Genomic DNA, 15198 nt, shown 5'->3' on the forward strand with positions numbered 1-15198 from the left:
TATTTCCGGCGTTGCAAATACAACGCAATCGCCTAATTTGGCTCGCATGACGCCGCAGGACATCTCGAAGCTGATCGTCCGGACTTCGATGAAGGACCGGGCTGCGTTCGATCTGCTCTACCGGCAGACCAGCGCGAAACTTTTCGGCGTCTGCCTTCGTGTATTGAACGATCGGGGAGATGCGGAAGAAGCGTTGCAGGAAGTCTTCGTCAAGATATGGACGAAGGCGGATCGTTTTGCTGTCTCCGACCTGAGCCCGATCTCCTGGCTGGTGGCAATCGCACGCAACCACGCGATCGATCGCATCAGGGCGCGGCGCAAGCCTGCCGCCGATATCGATGCCGCGCTAGACGTGGCCGATCCGGCACCGGGACCTGAAGCGATGGCGGTGGCGGGCGATGAATCCGAACGCATCCATCATTGTCTCGATGAGCTGGAAAAGGACCGGGCGGCGGCCGTCCGGGGCGCTTATCTCAAGGGCGAAAGCTATGCCGAACTGGCGGAACGCCACGGCGTGCCGCTGAACACGATGCGTACCTGGCTGCGCCGCAGCCTGTTGAAACTCAGAGAATGTCTGGAAAGATGACGCTGGCAGAGGACAATGGACCGGAACGTGGAGGCGACGACCTGTTCGCCGCCGAATACGTTCTTGGCGTTCTGCCGGCGGAAGAGCGGCAGATCGCGATCAGCCGCATCGATACCGAAGCCGAATTCGCACGGCTCGTCGACGGCTGGGAGGTTCATCTCTCGCCGCTGGGCGCAGCGTATCCGGAGGTCGAGCCGCCGGCTTCGGTGAAGCCGGCGATCGACCGCCGGCTTTTCGCTTCGACGGCTGCGATACAATCCGAGGCACGCGCCGGCCTGTGGTCCAGCCTTGCCTTCTGGCGCGGTCTTGCCGTCGCGGCTGTTGCCGCCCTCGCTCTCTATGTCGCCGTGCCCTACGTCAATCGGCCGGCTGAACAGCCGCAGGCGCGGCTTGTCGCGTCGCTGGCCGCCGACGGCAGCGACGTAAAATATCTCGCCGTCTATGATTCCGAGCGGCATGAGGTCAGCCTTTCGCATGTTTCCGGCACGCTCGCTTCCGGCAAGGACTTCGAGCTTTGGATGATCGAGGGCAAGAACGCCCCGGTCTCGATGGGCGTCATCCCCGCCGGTGCGACCGCGCATATCGGGGTCTCGCCCGCCACGCAGCAGAAACTGGCGCAAGGCGCGGTGCTGGCTGTCAGCCTCGAGCCGGCCGGCGGCTCGCCGACCGGGCAGCCCACCGGCCCGGTGGTTGCCGCGGGCGACTTGAAGAGCATCTGACCGACATCTCCTCGTAGCGAAGCCGTCTCCAGAATATTTCAGATTTATCTCATGTCACACATGTTTAAACAGGCGTGTGTGCCGACAAACTGTTGCGCGGAACAAATCTCTTTGCCCGGACGAATAAATTAGAAATTCAAAATTATTCTGAAACTCCCGCGATTGTGTTCCGTATCTCCTCGCGTCCCCAAAAATGGGAAGAGAAACCCGAGGAGTTTGAACATCATGCGTAGATTCGCCACCCTTTTGCTCGCCGGTACGATCGCTGTCTCCGCGCTTGCCACCGCTGCCTATGCCGAAAACCCGATGGTCGGCGGCGCCGCCATGTATGCCAACAAGACCATCGTCGAGAATGCCGTCAATTCGAAGGATCACACGACGCTGGTCGCCGCCGTCAAGGCTGCCGGTCTGGTCGAGACCCTGCAGGGCGCCGGTCCGTTCACCGTGTTCGCGCCGACCAACGAGGCCTTCGCCGCGCTGCCGGCAGGCACGGTCGACACGCTGCTCAAGCCCGAGAACAAGGACAAGCTCGTCAAGATCCTGACCTGCCATGTCATCGGCGCCAAGGCGATGGCTGCGGACGTGGCCTCGATGGCCAAGGCTGACGGCGGCACGCACAAGGTCAAGACGGTCGGCGGTTGCGAGCTGTCGCTCAAGGCCGATGGCGGCAAGGTCACCGTCACCGACGAGAATGGCAATGTCGCCAATGTGACGATCGCCGATGTCGAGCAGTCCAACGGCGTCATTCACGTCATCGACAAGGTTCTTCTGCCGAAGATGTAACAAAGGGCTTGCCGCGCACGAAGTTGCAGCAAGAGCTCTCCGTCGATCGCGTCGTCTCGCTCCCGTGATGCGCAATCGACACGCATGCTCCGCGCCGCCCACGGTAACCCGTGGAACGGCGCGGAGTGTCGTTCGAGGGCAAACCGTCACCGGCTTTTGATTTCTGCGTGGCGGTATAGTTTGGCAAAAGACAAGACAGGAGGAACTGGCCATGAACCGTCGCGACTTTCTTTTGAGCGGTGCCGCCGCCATCGGCGTCGTCGGGGCCGCGTCAACCCTGCTGCGCATGAGCAGCCCGCAAGCCGCGCAGGCGGCCGAGAAATTCGAGATCACCAAGACTGATGACGAGTGGAAAGCGATCCTGTCGCCGGCCGCCTTCGACGTGCTGCGCAAGGAGGGCACGGAGTATCCCGGCACCAGCCCGCTGCTCAACGAGCACCGCAAGGGCATTTTCGCTTGCGCCGGCTGCGACCTGCCGGTCTATCCCTCGGAGACGAAGTTCGATTCCGGCACCGGCTGGCCGAGTTTCTGGCAGGAGATCGCCAACGGCATCGGCAAGACCGAGGACCGGTCGCTTGGCATGACCCGCACCGAGGTGCATTGCCGCCGCTGCGGCGGCCATCTGGGCCATGTCTTCGACGATGGCCCGGCGCCGACCGGCCTGCGCCATTGCATCAACGGCGTGGCGCTGACCTTCAAGCCCGCCACGGCCTGAACAGACTATACATAAAAAAACTCCGGGTCTTGCGGCCCGGAGTTTTTTTGCGCTGTCAGGGTTTCGGGCGTGGACTGGAGGAGCTTCCCGAAACCGCTGCCGGCGGATGGTATTTTTGCTTTGACGCAATTCCGGACGGAAAACCGCTTCACGCTTTTCCTGGAATTGCTTTAATGCCCGCCGCCACCACCGCCTCCGGGCGCAGCCGGCTTCTTGATCAGCATGGTGAACAGGCCGAGCGTCGCGAACAGCACGGTCAGCATGTAGAACACGTCGATGAAGGACAGCAGCGCCGCCTGCTGCTGGACCATGCCCGACAGCTTGGAGATCGCCGCACTGGTCGCATCGAGGCCCGTGGTCTGCTCGAAATTGAGCGTCATGTTCTGCAGCTTGGTCTGCGCGGCCGCACTGCCCCACTGCACATGCTCGGAGAGCCTTGCATAGTGGAAGGCATTGCGATCGATCAGCACGGTGTTGATGAGGGCGAGGCCGACGGCACCGCCCAGATTGCGGGTGAGGTTGAACAGGCCGGACGCATTCTTCAGCCGGTCCGGCGGCAAGGTGCCGAGCGCGATGTTGTTGATCGGCACCATGCACAGCATCATCGAACAACCGCGCAGGATCTGCGGGATGAGCAGTTCGTAGAAATCCCAGTCGGCGGTCAGATGCATCATCCACCAGGTTCCGGTGGCGAAGCCGAAGAAGCCGATCATCATCATCAGCCGCAAATCCATCTTGCTCGACAAGATGCCGGAGATCGGCGCGGTGACGAACATCGCCAGGCCGCTGACGAACAGCGCCTCGCCGATCATCATCGAATCATAACCCCGGATACGGCCGAGGAAGACCGGATAGAGATAGGTCAGGCCGTAGAGGCCGATGCCGATGACGAAGGAGAACAGCGAGCCGAAGGCGAAGTTGACGTTGCTGAACGCCCTGAGATCGACGATGGGTTCCTCGGCGGTGAAGACCCGCCAGAAGAAGATCACCGCGCCGACAGTCATGACGATGGCGCAGATGAACACCCCCTGGTCCTGCAGCCAATCATTGTTCGGGCCTTCCTCAAGCACATATTCCATGCAGCCCAGGAAGGCCGCCATGCCGGCGAGGCCCCACCAGTCGAACTTGTTGAACAGCTTGAGATTGGGCTTGTCGAAATCGATCAGCGACCAGGCGGCGGTCGCCACCAGGATGCCGGGCACGACATTGACCAGGAACAGCCAGTGCCATGAAAAAGCGTGACTGATATAGCCGCCGACGGTCGGACCGATGGTCGGCGCCAGCGTCGCCACCAGGCCGATCATCGGCGAGACGATGGCGCGGCGCGAGGGCGGGAAGATGGTGAAGGCAGCGGCAAAGACGCTCGGGATCATGCCGCCGCCGATGAAGCCTTGCACGGCGCGGTAGACGATCATCTGGTCGATGTTGGTGGCGGTCGCGGCAAGGGCGCTGGCGGCGGTGAAGCCGGCGGCGGCGATGGTGAACAGGACGCGCGTCGACAGCATGCGGCTGAGGAAGCCCGACAGCGGGATCATGACCACCTCGGCGATCAGATAGGCCGTCTGCACCCACGGGATTTCGTCGGAGCTGGCGCTGAGGCCCGCCTGGATCTCGGACAGCGAGGCCGAGACGATCTGGATGTCCAGGATCGCCATGAACATGCCGAACACCATCGCCAGGAAGGCGATGATACGGCGTGTGGAAATGGTGTCGGGGACCGCCGGCCGTGCCGGCGGCGCTCCTGCGGTGATTGTTGCGGTTGCCATTGCGTGAGCCTCCTTGAGGCAGGCCGGGCGGCTCAGTGCTCAATCAGCCACCGAGCCGCCCTCCGAAAGCGCTTAGTTGGTCGTGGCGACAGGTGCGGTGCGGCTGTCAACGTTGACGACAACGCTCAAGCCAGCGCGCAGCTTGCCGGTCTTCAGGGCATCGGCCGGGACGTCGATGCGCACCGGGACGCGCTGCACGACCTTGGTGAAGTTGCCAGTGGCGTTTTCCGGCGGCAGCAGCGAGAAGACCGCTCCCGAAGCCGGAGCCAGTGACGAAACGGTTCCCTGGATGGGCTGGCCGTCGATGGCATCGACCGAGATGTTGACCTTTTCGCCGGGAACCAGCCGGGCAAGCTGCGTCTCCTTGAAGTTGGCAACGATGTAGAGCTTGTCCATCGGCACGACAACGGCGAGCTTCTGGCCGGGGCTGACGAGATCGCCCTGCTCGACCGAGCGGTTGCCGACGACGCCGTCATAAGGCGCCTTGAGCACGGTGAAGGACAGGTCGCGCGCGGCCTTGTCGCGGTTGAGCTGCAAGGAGGCAAGCGTGCTCGCCGACTCGGCGCGCTGCGCCTCGAGCACACCGATATTGGCCTGTGCGGCGGCGATCTGGGCGTCGGCACCGACGAGAGCGGCATTGGCCTGGTCGAGCGCGGTCTGGGCGTCGTCCAGCTGTGCCTGCGTGCCGACATGCGTCTTGACCAGCTGCGCGGCGCGCTGCTGGGCACGGGCGGCATTGTCGGCCGCGGCCTGATCGGCGACCTTCTGCGCCTGCGCCTGCTGCAGGGAAGCCTGCGCGGCCTTGGTCTGGGCGTCGATCCGGTCGAGCGTCTTCGACAGCGTGGCTATCTGCGCCTCGGCCTGGGCGACAGCGATCTTGTAGTCGCCATCGTCGATGGTCAGCAGCGGATCTCCAGCCTTGACCAGCTGGTTCTCGCTCACCTTGACCTGGTCGACATAGCCGGAAATCTTGGGCGAGACGAACGCCATGTCGGCCTGGACATAAGCGTCGTCGGTCGAGATCATGAAACGGCCCGTGGTCCAGTAGTCGTAGCCGTACCAGGCGCCGCCGCTCAGCAGGGCAAGGCCGATGATCGGCAGCAGGAAGGATCGCACCGAGCGCTTCTTCTTGGCCGGAGCTTCAGCCGCCGACGGCGGTGCGACCGGCAGGATCGGAATCTCCGGTGCTTCCGTCGCCGGAGCGACCTTGGCGTTGGGGAAAGGGCGGACTTCGGCTGACGTGGGCGCGTTCGAGGACATGACATCTCTCTAAAGTGATAATACTGAACCGTTCGGTTCGATCTGGCCGTTGACATAGCGTGAAAAGAGGACCATATCAAGAGGCAATCGAACCGGTTGGTTCGAATTATTTCGAGGTGTCACCCCATGGCCGAAACCAAAGCCGAAACCTCAGCCAGTATTGAAAAGGAACAGTGCGACCTGCTGGACAGCCTGCGCCGCGGACGCCCGGCGGCCGGACAGGATCCGGTCAAGCGCAGCCAGATCATCGATGGCGCCCGCCGCGTCTTCATAGACAAGGGCTTCGAGGCCGCCTCGATGAACGACATCACGCGCGAAGCCGGCGTGTCAAAAGGCACCATCTATGTCTATTTCGCCAACAAGGAAGAGCTGTTCGAGGCGCTGATCGAGGAAGAGCGCGGCACCATCTTCAAGAACATGTACGACATGCTCGACCGCGCCGACGACCTGCGCCAGACGCTGGTGAAGTTCGGCAAGGTGCTGTCCATGAAGATCACCTCGGCCAAGGTCATCCAGGCGCAACGCACTGTCATCGGCGCCTCCGACAGGATCCCCGACATGGGCGCGCGTTTTTACGAACGCGGGCCCAAACGCGGCCATGACAAGGTGGTGGAATTCCTCAATGCGGCCATCGAACGCGGCCTGCTCGAGATCGACGACGTCGATCTTGCCGCCTACCAATTCACCGAACTTTGCCTGGCCGGCCTTTTCCGGCAGTGCATTTTCGCCTACCGGACCAAGGCGCCGAACCAGGATGAGATCGACCATATCGTCCGGTCGGGTGTCGGCATGTTCCTGAAGGCCTATGGCACCGAAAGGCTCGCCGAAGAAGAAAGCCACCAGATGATTGCGCTGGAGGCCAAGGCATAGGGCCAGCAGGGTTCATCGGGACCGGCCCGCTCCCTGCCCTAACCGCCATTGGCGGCAAGCACGATCGCGGCCTGCAATTCCTCCAGGCCCTCGCCCTTTTCCGATGACGTGGCCAGGACGAACGGAAACGCCGCCGGGCGCTTCTTGATCTTCTGCAGCGTCTCCTCGATCAGCCGCGGCACGCCGGCGACCTTGATCTTGTCGGTCTTGGTCAGCACGATCTGGTAGGACACCGCCGCCTTGTCGAGCAGCGACAGCACTTCGTCGTCCTTGGCCTTGATGCCGTGGCGGGCATCGATCAGCACATAGACCCGCTTGAGCGTGACGCGGCCCTTGAGATAGTCGAAGACCAGCTTGGTCCATTCGTCGACCTTCTCCTTGGGCGCGGTGGCGTAGCCGTAGCCCGGCATGTCGACCAGCGCCATCGGCGGCAGGTCGGCGCCCTCGCCCGAAAATCCGTCCGGCACGAAATAGTTGAGTTCCTGCGTGCGCCCCGGTGTGTTGGAGGTGCGCGCCAACCCCTTCTGGTTGACCAGAGCGTTGATCAGCGAGGACTTGCCGACATTCGAGCGGCCGGCGAAGGCGATTTCCGGCGGCCCTTCCGGCGGCAGGAATTTCATGGCCGGCACGCCGCGGATGAAAATCCACCCGCGCGTGAACAGGTCGGTGCCGATCACGGTGCTGTTTTGAGCGTTCAAGCTGCTGCCTCCAGAAGAGAGATATCGGCGCCCCTGATGGCATCGAGGTTGCGGCCGATCTTGTCCACCGGCCAATCCCACCATGCCAATGCCAGAAGCCGCCTGATCGTCCTGTCGTCGAAACGCATCTTCACCATCTTGGCCGCGTTGCCGGCAACAATCGCATAGGGCGCCACATCATGCGTCACCACGGATTTGGCTGCGATGATGGCGCCATGGCCGATTTCCACGCCGGGCAGGATCACCGCCTCCATGCCGATCCAGACATCGCTGCCGACCACCGTGTTGCCGCGCACCTCACTCGACCATGTCGCCGGGTCAAAGCCCTTTTCCCAGCCATGGCCGAAAATGTTGAACGGATAGGTCGAAAAGCCGGACATTGCGTGGTTGGCGCCGTTCATGATGAAGCGCGTGCCTTCGGCGATGGCGCAGAACTTGCCGATGATGAGCTTGTCGCCGATGAAGGGATAGTGGTGCAGCACGCATTTGCGCGCGAATTGGTCCGGCCCGTCCGGGTCGTCATAATAGGTGAAGTCGCCGATCTCGATGTTCGGCTCCGTCACCAGCGGCTTCAGGAAGCCGACACGCGTGTGCATCGGGATCGGATGCTTGATGTCGGGGTTGGGTCCGTCCATATCGGTTCGTCCGGGAATTGGCAGACAGGCGCATCCGCAGCCGGAGGCGCCTGGTCAAAATAACGTGATCCGCCCTATAGCACCAATCGGCCTGAGAGCCAGTCTCCCGTGGCGAGCAAGCTCATTTGTTGCCGCGGCAGATCACGATTGGATTGGACAACGCGCTGTCGAAACCGCTGCCCTGGTAGACGGTGACATTCGAGGCTCCGGGCGGCAGCAGGAAGGTGCCTTCGACGACTTTCTGGTCGCCTGATGCCATGTGGAGAGCCCAGCTAAACGTGCAGAATTGCGGCGGTGCCTTGGGTTCCACATGGCTGCAGTTCAGTTGCGCGCCGCCCAGCATCGCGGCGCCACCGCAACTGACCGCGTCCTTCGCAACCGCCGCGCCCGGGCACCCGACAAGCGCCGTCACGGCTGCGATCCTGATCCAATTCATCGTCGAAATCCTTGCCGGAAAATTCGCGCCGCGAGGCGCCTTCTTCGCACCGTGGCCCATGAAATTTTTCTTCCGCGCGGCTTAGTGCGTCTTGCGCGCGCCGTCCAGCAGGATTATGTGCATGATGATAATAAGCATGCTCACGAAAAGTTGTCCATAGATCCTGACCTCCTCCCATGTCTCCCTCGCCAAATATCAGCTTCGTGCTGCACGACGTTGCGCGCTTGCTTCGGAAGCGGTTCGAGCAGCGTTCACGGACATCGGGGCTGACCCGCGCCCAATGGCAGGTGCTGGCCTATCTTTCGCTGCATGAAGGCATTCACCAGAACAAGCTCGCCGACCTCATCGAGATCATGCCGATCACGCTTGCGCGGCTGCTCGACAAGATGGAGGCGCGCGGCTTCATCGAGCGCCGGCCCGACCCCACCGATCGCAGGGCCTGGCTGCTTTACCTGACCCCGCGGGCCCATCCGCTGCTCGAGACCATGCGCGGCAACGGCCAGAAAACACGAGACGAGGCCTTCGCCGGCCTTTCGTCTGAAACACAGCAGCATCTGCTGCAAACCCTAAGCTTGATCAAATCCAATCTGCTCGCGGCTTGCACCCAGCCAGCCGTCGACCGGGAGAACGTACATGGCTGAATCAACATCCCCAAAGAAGCCTGCCGAGGATGACTCTTCAAAGGGTCGCGCCGGCGACCAGATCATCCTGCTGGACAGTGAGCGCGAACAGAGGCGCGCCAATGTCGTCATCGACAATGACGAGCTGGAAGCTCCCGTTGCGCTGGAGCCCGCGGCACTCGAGGCTCCGGCCAAGGAGCCGCAGCCACAGCAGGCCCCTGCCGCCCTTGCCCCTCCTGCTCCTGCCCCGGCCAAGCCGAAGCGCGGCCTGACGCGGCCGGTGCTTTTTGCCCTGCTTCCCGTCGCGCTGGCCGTCGGCGGCTATTATTACGTCACCGGGGGCCAGGTGATGACGACCGACAATGCCTATATCCAGGCGCAGTCGCTCGGCGTGTCCACCGACGTCTCCGGCACCGTGCAGGAGATCGACGTGCACGAGAACCAGGCTGTAAAGAAGGGCGACGTGCTCTTCCGCCTGCGGCCGGCCTCTTTCGAAACCGCTCTTGCCGCCGCCCAGGCCCAGCTCGGGACCGTGCGCAACCAGGTGCTGACCCTGCAGGCAAGCTACCAGCAGTCGCTGTCGCAGATCGAGCAGGCCGAGGCCGACATTCCCTATTACGAGGCCGCCTTCCAGCGGCAGCAGGATCTGCTCAAGACCTCGACCGCCTCCAAGGCGACTTTCGACAGCGCCCAGCACGACCTCGTCGCCGCGCGCCAGAAAGTGTCCGTCGCCAAGGCGCAGGCGCAGGCCATGCTTGCCCAACTGGGCGGCGATGCCAGCCAGCCGGTCGAAAAGAACCCCTTCTACCTGCAGGCCCAGTCGGGCGTCGATGACGCGCAGCGCAACCTCGGCGATTCGGTGGTCAAGGCGCCGTTCGACGGCATCGTCACCAATGTCGACGCGCTTCAGGTCGGCAAGTATCTGCCGGCTTCACAGCCGGCCTTCAGCCTGGTTTCGTCGACCGATCTGTGGATCGAGGCGGAGCCGAAGGAAACCGAGCTGACCTATGTGCGGCCGGGACAGACGGCGACGATCAGCGTCGACACCTATCCGGGCGCCGTCTGGCACGGCACGGTCGCCTCGATCAGCCCCGCCTCGTCGTCGAGCTTCTCGCTGCTGCCGGCCCAGAACACCACCGGCAACTGGGTCAAGGTCGTGCAACGCATCCCTATGCGCGTGACGGTTGACGATCCCCAGGGCAAGCCGCCGCTGCGCGGCGGCATGAGCGCCGTGGTCGATGTCGAGACCGGCCATGCGCGCGGCCTACCGGACTTCGTCACCAACCTCCTGAACCGGTTCGGACAGAAATCATGAGCAACGCGTCCGCGGCAGGTGCCACACCGGTGGTCGCCAATCGCGGCGCCATCACAGCTTGCGTAATCCTGGCCGTCATCATGCAGGCGCTGGACACGACCATCGCCAATGTGGCGCTGCCCTACATCCAGGGCAGCGTGTCGGCCAGTGCCGACCAGATCAACTGGGTGCTGACCTCCTACATCGTCGCGGCGGCGGTGATGACACCGCCTTCGGGCTACCTCGCCAACCGTTTCGGCCGCAAGCGCATCCTTTTGACCTCGATCACCGGCTTCGTGGTCGCCTCGGTCCTGTGCGGCTTCGCGCAATCGCTGCCGCAGATCGTCGGCTTCCGCCTGCTGCAGGGGCTGTTCGGCGCGGCCCTGGTGCCGCTGTCGCAGAGCATCCTGCTTGATATCTACAGCGTCGAGGAGCGCGGCTCGGCGATGGCGCTGTTCGGCGTTTCGGTGATGGTCGGGCCGGTGCTGGGGCCTGTCATCGGCGGCTGGCTGACCGAGAATGTCTCCTGGCGCTGGGTGTTCTACATCAACGTGCCGATCGGCGCGCTGGCTTTCGCGGGCGTGTCCCTGTTCGTCCTGGAAACCAAGCTGGACATCAAGGCAAGGCTGGACTGGCTGGGTTTCGGCATGCTCAGCATCACCATCGCGGCTTTGCAGATGTTTCTCGATCGCGGCGAGCAGCTCAACTGGTTCTCCTCATCCGAGATCATCGTCGAGGCGCTGATCTGCGCATCGGCCTTCTACATCTTCCTCGTCCACACCTTCACAGCCAAGAACACCTTCGTGAATCCGCGGCTCTTCCTGGACAGGAATTTCGCCGTCGGCATGGTCTTCATCTTCATCATCGGCATCACCTATCTCGCCTCGCTGGCGCTGATGACGCCCTACCTGCAGACGCTGATGGGCTATCCGGTGGTGACGGCCGGCATCGTCATGGGCCCGCGCGGCCTTGGCACGATGGCGTGCATGTTCCTGGTCGGCAAGCTGATCGGCAAGGTGGATACGCGATGGCTGCTGCTGATCGGCCTGCTGATCACCGCCTGGGCGATGTACGACATGACCGGCTGGACACCCGATGTCTCGCAATGGACGATCATCAGCACCGGCTTCGTCCAGGGCGCCGGGCTGGGCTTCCTGTTCGTGCCGCTGACCACCATCACCTTCGCCACGCTGGCGCCGGAACGGCGCGCGGAAGGCACCGGGCTTTACAACCTGTCGCGAAACATCGGCTCGAGCGTCGGCATATCGGTGGTCACCGCGCTCTTGACGCAGAACGTGCAGATCAACCATGCCAACATCGCCACCTATGTGACGCCCTTCAACCAGGCGTTCAGCAACCCGGCGATCGCGCAGGCGATGAACCCCTACACCGCCGCCGGCCGGGCCGCGCTGGACGGCGTGGTGACACTGCAGGCGACGATCATCAGCTATATGAACGACTTCAAGCTGATGATGATCCTGTCGCTGGCGGCCATTCCCCTGGTGCTCCTGCTGCGCAAGCCCGGCACGCCGGCCAAGGTCGACCACAGCGCCGTCATGGAGTGAGGCCGGGGTCCGGCTGACCGCGCCGGGACCAGCCAGCACATATCCCGCAAAAAGAAACCGGGGCCCTGTGAGGGACGACAGGACCCCGGCCTCGCCGATACGGCTTCCCAAGAAACCTGGCACCTCGACATGAGGCGGGGACGGCAGGCCGATAAAGCCCCAAGACCTGCCGCTGCCCCTTTCGCCGGAAGCCGCTACTTCGGCAAGAGCACCTTGTTGACGACATGGATGACGCCGTTCGACTGGTTGACGTCGGCGATGGTCACCTTCGCCTCGCCGCCGGATTCATCCATGATGTAGAGCTTGCCCTTCTTGACCTCGGCGGTGAGCGTGTCGCCGGAGACGGTCTTCATCTCGTATTTGCCGCCCATCGCCTTGGCCTTCTTCATCATCTCGGCGCCCGAAATCTTGCCGGCCACTACATGCGCGGTCAGCACCTTGGTGAGCTGGTCCTTGTTTTCAGGCTTCAGCAGCGTATCGACGGTGCCCTTCGGCAATGCCGCGAAGGCTTCGTTGGTGGGCGCAAAGACCGTGAACGGTCCGGCGCCCTGCAAGGTATCGACCAGGCCGGCGGCCTTTACGGCGGCGACCAGCGTCGTGTGGTCCTTGGAATTGACGGCGTTCTCGACGATGTTCTTTGTGGTGTACATCGGCGCGCCGCCGACATTCGGGTTCTTGGCGTAGGCAGGAGCGGCAATCGCCACGCTGGCGACAAGGGCCGAAATGGCGATGGTCCTGAATGATGGCAAGCGCATGTGGTCTTCCTCCGGGTGAGGGCTGATCGGAATTGATAGCCTTTGGAAACGCACACGCAGTCACGTCCCGCGACCGCTTGCAGTTTCGCCGATCACGGGAACGTGAACTAACCCAAATAAGAATCGGGCTTGCCCACGACCAGTTATTGGCGGCGCTTCCGAAGGCAATTCCGTGGCGCGGCCTATCGGCGAATGCTAGATTGCCGACAGCACGGCGAGGTCGCCCGAGCGCCAGACGTTGTCGACGATCGTCCGCTGGATGAGCCAGCCCTCCCCGCTCCTCACCAGCTCTACATCGTACCTGTTCTTCATCAGATAGTGTTTTGTGGCATCGTGCCGAGGCACATGCTGCGCTTCAACGAGCGCATCGAGGCGAGCTGTGTCACCGTCGATCGTGACACGGGCGTTGGTCACCGAATGCGTTGTGTCCAGCGATGCAAGGGAGGTTGTGAGCGCCGCGACGATGCCATCTCTACCCTCAATAACCGGATATTCGAATCCGGCCTTGGCGGCTGCCGGACGAAAATCCGACACCGCGTCCCGTGCGAGCGAGGACGCGAGAAGCTCCTTGTCGCGAAGATCGATGCCGGCGGCAAAACGATAGAGGGCTTCGACAACCGCGAGCTTGTCCGCGGCCTGGTGGGCGAATGATGGGGAGGTTGTCATAATCGTTTTCCTTGTCATGCCGGAGGTTCGCGAAATGAGAACCTTCCCTCGCGTCAGCACTTCTGGAAGTGCCAACCGTTGCGTCTGATGGTGCTGTCTATTCGAGGTCCGCATCGATGCGCGCGATCAAGCCTTCCGAGTTGATCGCGATCTTCAGGACTCCGATCTCGTGGCCAAAATCGCCGGTGAAATCGAGGCGGGCCACAGCATTGAAGCCGTCCAGTTCCTCGATCGACAGAAACTTGCCGCAGGTGTGGTACCCGACGAAGAAACGCTCGAGGTAGACACGGACGCCATCACTGCCCACGAACGCATCGCCAACCGAAACGTCATCGATGACCGCGTCGAACGCAAACAGCTCCAACGCGCCCTCGATATCGAAGGCGTTGGTGATTTGGATAAAGTTCTCGACGAGCTTCCGCATGATCGCTCCTCAGATGTCGACAATGTTGGTGTCGGCGATCGTTTCGGCGAAACCATTGCCGAACAATCCAGCGGGGGTCTGGAAACCGGCGCGAACCTCGCCTGCCAGAACCCGGCGTCCGGCCTCGGCTGCCGCAACCGCGGTGAAGGTATAGCCGTTGACCGTGTCGAGGCGCGCACGGGTCACCTCTCCGTCCGCATCTGTGACCTCGACGACCGCCTGATAGCGGTTTGCCAATCGTTCCGCTTCGCTCGGTCCGTCGGGAAGCAGTGAGAGATCGCCTTGCGGAAAACGGTCTCCGGTCACATGCACGAAAGTCTCGATGTCGGGAACAACGGTTGCCTGCCAGATCGTGATGAGATCGGGAAGCGTCACCTGGAAGCAGTCGACGGGGCCCTTGCCGAAATCGAAGCTCTTGATGTTGCCGGCAGCACGGCCGACAAGCTTGCCTTCAACACGCCCGAGGGTCTGAGCCGTCAGGTTTTCCGTGGCGCTGATCGCGGAACCACGCGAGAGGCCGCCCGCGACATGCAGCGCGATCCTGATCTTGCGGGGCTGTTTCACCCTGGCTACCGCGCGTCCGGCCAGACTGCCGAGCATAGCGACGCTGCCGCCACCGCCCGGCATCAGCATGACGCCCGCCGCCTTCGCCTCATCGTCGAGCCTTTCGGCCAGACGATAACTGTCGAGTTCCGCCGCGGTGTCGAGATAGTGGATGCCGTTGCGGATGGAAGCCCGCATCAGGGGATCGGCCGTCCGCATGAAGGGACCGGCACAATTCAGGATAACGGAGATCTCACTCAGAGCCCGGTTGATCGCCGCGGCACCGTCGAGGGCGAAGACCCGGTACTCGACGCCAAGTTCCGCGGCGAGCTTGACCAGCGGCACTTCACTGCGTCCTGCGAGGACGACGGGGGTTCCAGCGATCCTCGCGCGTTCGGCCGCCATGCGACCGGTGTATCCGGTCGCACCGTAGATCATCAGTTTTTTCATTTCAGTGCTGCCATTCCTTGTAGACGAATTCGAGGCTGTAGCCGTCGGGGTCGCGGACCTGAGCGGCGTAATAGCGAGGGTCGTAGTGAAGCTGCGGTCCGGGCGGATGGATCTCCAAGGCGCCCGCGGATATCGCGGCGGCAAAGGCGGCGTCGACCTGGCCCGCGCCATTGGCAACGAAGCCGACATGGGCGGCACGGCCTTCGACGACGCCCTTGCGGAGCCAGAAAAACACCCGGCCGTTTGCGCCAAAACCCTTGAGATCGGGATGGCCCGGAGGGCCATCCTTTCCGTCGTAGTCGCCGGCGTGGACAATCCCGAGGGGCGCGAGTGCCTTCTCGTAAAAGGCAATCGAGCGATCGATGTCGCTCACCGATATGAAGACATGGTCGAGCATGGCGCTCTCCTTTGCA

The 15198-nt window shown here is 62.8% G+C and carries 18 protein-coding genes; 8 read left to right on the top strand and 10 right to left on the bottom strand.

Annotation, left to right across the window (positions count from 1 at the left end; translation table 11 throughout):
• Positions 1-46: 46 nt before the first annotated feature.
• The 4 genes from FJ977_RS09570 (at position 47) to msrB (ending at position 2803) form a co-directional block, all read left to right on the top strand.
• Positions 47-586, top strand: coding sequence for a sigma-70 family RNA polymerase sigma factor (locus tag FJ977_RS09570; RefSeq protein ID WP_140770757.1), 540 nt, complete (start codon positions 47-49; stop codon positions 584-586).
• Positions 583-1305, top strand: coding sequence for an anti-sigma factor (locus FJ977_RS09575; RefSeq protein ID WP_140771377.1), 723 nt, complete (start codon positions 583-585; stop codon positions 1303-1305). Before FJ977_RS09570 ends, FJ977_RS09575 begins: the two co-directional genes overlap by 4 nt.
• 225 nt (positions 1306-1530) lie before the next feature.
• Positions 1531-2088 carry a fasciclin domain-containing protein gene (locus tag FJ977_RS09580; RefSeq protein ID WP_056573615.1) on the top strand — a complete coding sequence of 186 codons (558 nt, stop codon included), beginning with the start codon at positions 1531-1533 and terminating at the stop codon, positions 2086-2088.
• A gap of 211 nt (positions 2089-2299) precedes the next feature.
• A complete protein-coding gene (gene msrB, locus FJ977_RS09585; RefSeq protein ID WP_140770759.1) occupies positions 2300-2803 on the top strand; it encodes a peptide-methionine (R)-S-oxide reductase MsrB in 504 nt (167 codons plus the stop codon).
• Between the two features lie 170 nt (positions 2804-2973).
• Here the strand turns inward: msrB and FJ977_RS09590 are convergent, their stop codons facing one another.
• On the bottom strand, positions 2974-4569 hold the full coding sequence (locus tag FJ977_RS09590; protein WP_140770761.1) for a DHA2 family efflux MFS transporter permease subunit: 1596 nt from the start codon (positions 4567-4569) through the stop codon (positions 2974-2976).
• A gap of 72 nt (positions 4570-4641) precedes the next feature.
• Entirely contained in the window at positions 4642-5829 is a 1188-nt protein-coding gene (locus FJ977_RS09595; RefSeq protein ID WP_140770763.1) for an HlyD family secretion protein, read from the bottom strand.
• Between the two features lie 126 nt (positions 5830-5955).
• Between FJ977_RS09595 and FJ977_RS09600 the strand changes: the two genes are divergently transcribed.
• Positions 5956-6699: a TetR/AcrR family transcriptional regulator gene (locus FJ977_RS09600; protein ID WP_140770765.1), complete on the top strand. Its 744-nt coding sequence runs from the start codon at positions 5956-5958 to the stop codon at positions 6697-6699.
• Positions 6700-6737: 38 nt separating this feature from the next.
• Here the strand turns inward: FJ977_RS09600 and yihA are convergent, their stop codons facing one another.
• The 3 genes from yihA to FJ977_RS09615 all read right to left on the bottom strand — a co-directional run bounded on the left by yihA (position 6738) and on the right by FJ977_RS09615 (position 8444).
• On the bottom strand, positions 6738-7397 hold the full coding sequence (gene yihA, locus FJ977_RS09605; protein ID WP_056573631.1) for a ribosome biogenesis GTP-binding protein YihA/YsxC: 660 nt from the start codon (positions 7395-7397) through the stop codon (positions 6738-6740).
• The gene (locus tag FJ977_RS09610; RefSeq protein WP_140770767.1) at positions 7394-8032 is read right to left on the bottom strand and encodes a CatB-related O-acetyltransferase; all 639 of its coding nucleotides are present in this window, start codon (positions 8030-8032) and stop codon (positions 7394-7396) included. Before FJ977_RS09610 ends, yihA begins: the two co-directional genes overlap by 4 nt.
• A 121-nt stretch (positions 8033-8153) precedes the next feature.
• Positions 8154-8444, bottom strand: a complete 291-nt coding sequence (locus FJ977_RS09615) for a hypothetical protein (RefSeq protein ID WP_244494109.1) — start codon at positions 8442-8444, stop codon at positions 8154-8156.
• A 200-nt stretch (positions 8445-8644) separates the two neighbouring features.
• On the opposite strand from FJ977_RS09615, the gene FJ977_RS09620 reads away from it, so the two are divergent.
• The 3 genes from FJ977_RS09620 to FJ977_RS09630 are packed head-to-tail and all read left to right on the top strand — an operon-like array spanning position 8645 to position 11947.
• Complete coding sequence (locus FJ977_RS09620) at positions 8645-9109, top strand: MarR family transcriptional regulator (RefSeq protein ID WP_140770769.1); 465 nt, start codon at positions 8645-8647, stop codon at positions 9107-9109.
• Positions 9102-10403: an HlyD family secretion protein gene (locus FJ977_RS09625; protein ID WP_140770771.1), complete on the top strand. Its 1302-nt coding sequence runs from the start codon at positions 9102-9104 to the stop codon at positions 10401-10403. Before FJ977_RS09620 ends, FJ977_RS09625 begins: the two co-directional genes overlap by 8 nt.
• A complete protein-coding gene (locus FJ977_RS09630) occupies positions 10400-11947 on the top strand; it encodes a DHA2 family efflux MFS transporter permease subunit (RefSeq protein WP_140770773.1) in 1548 nt (515 codons plus the stop codon). The genes FJ977_RS09625 and FJ977_RS09630 overlap by 4 nt, the downstream gene beginning before the upstream one ends.
• 194 nt (positions 11948-12141) lie before the next feature.
• Here FJ977_RS09630 and FJ977_RS09635 read toward each other — a convergent pair whose 3' ends face one another.
• From FJ977_RS09635 to FJ977_RS09655, 5 genes are all read right to left on the bottom strand, one after another.
• Complete coding sequence (locus tag FJ977_RS09635; protein WP_140770775.1) at positions 12142-12702, bottom strand: fasciclin domain-containing protein; 561 nt, start codon at positions 12700-12702, stop codon at positions 12142-12144.
• 195 nt (positions 12703-12897) lie between these two features.
• The gene (locus FJ977_RS09640) at positions 12898-13386 is read right to left on the bottom strand and encodes a nuclear transport factor 2 family protein (RefSeq protein WP_244735284.1); all 489 of its coding nucleotides are present in this window, start codon (positions 13384-13386) and stop codon (positions 12898-12900) included.
• Positions 13387-13465: 79 nt separating this feature from the next.
• Complete coding sequence (locus tag FJ977_RS09645) at positions 13466-13792, bottom strand: nuclear transport factor 2 family protein (RefSeq protein ID WP_140770777.1); 327 nt, start codon at positions 13790-13792, stop codon at positions 13466-13468.
• A gap of 9 nt (positions 13793-13801) precedes the next feature.
• Positions 13802-14785: a saccharopine dehydrogenase NADP-binding domain-containing protein gene (locus tag FJ977_RS09650; protein WP_140770778.1), complete on the bottom strand. Its 984-nt coding sequence runs from the start codon at positions 14783-14785 to the stop codon at positions 13802-13804.
• A gap of 1 nt (position 14786) precedes the next feature.
• Positions 14787-15182: a VOC family protein gene (locus tag FJ977_RS09655; protein WP_140770780.1), complete on the bottom strand. Its 396-nt coding sequence runs from the start codon at positions 15180-15182 to the stop codon at positions 14787-14789.
• Positions 15183-15198: the final 16 nt, after the last annotated feature.

Origin of the sequence: Mesorhizobium sp. B2-1-3A, assembly GCF_006442655.1 — a bacterium.
Lineage (GTDB): Bacteria > Pseudomonadota > Alphaproteobacteria > Rhizobiales > Rhizobiaceae > Mesorhizobium.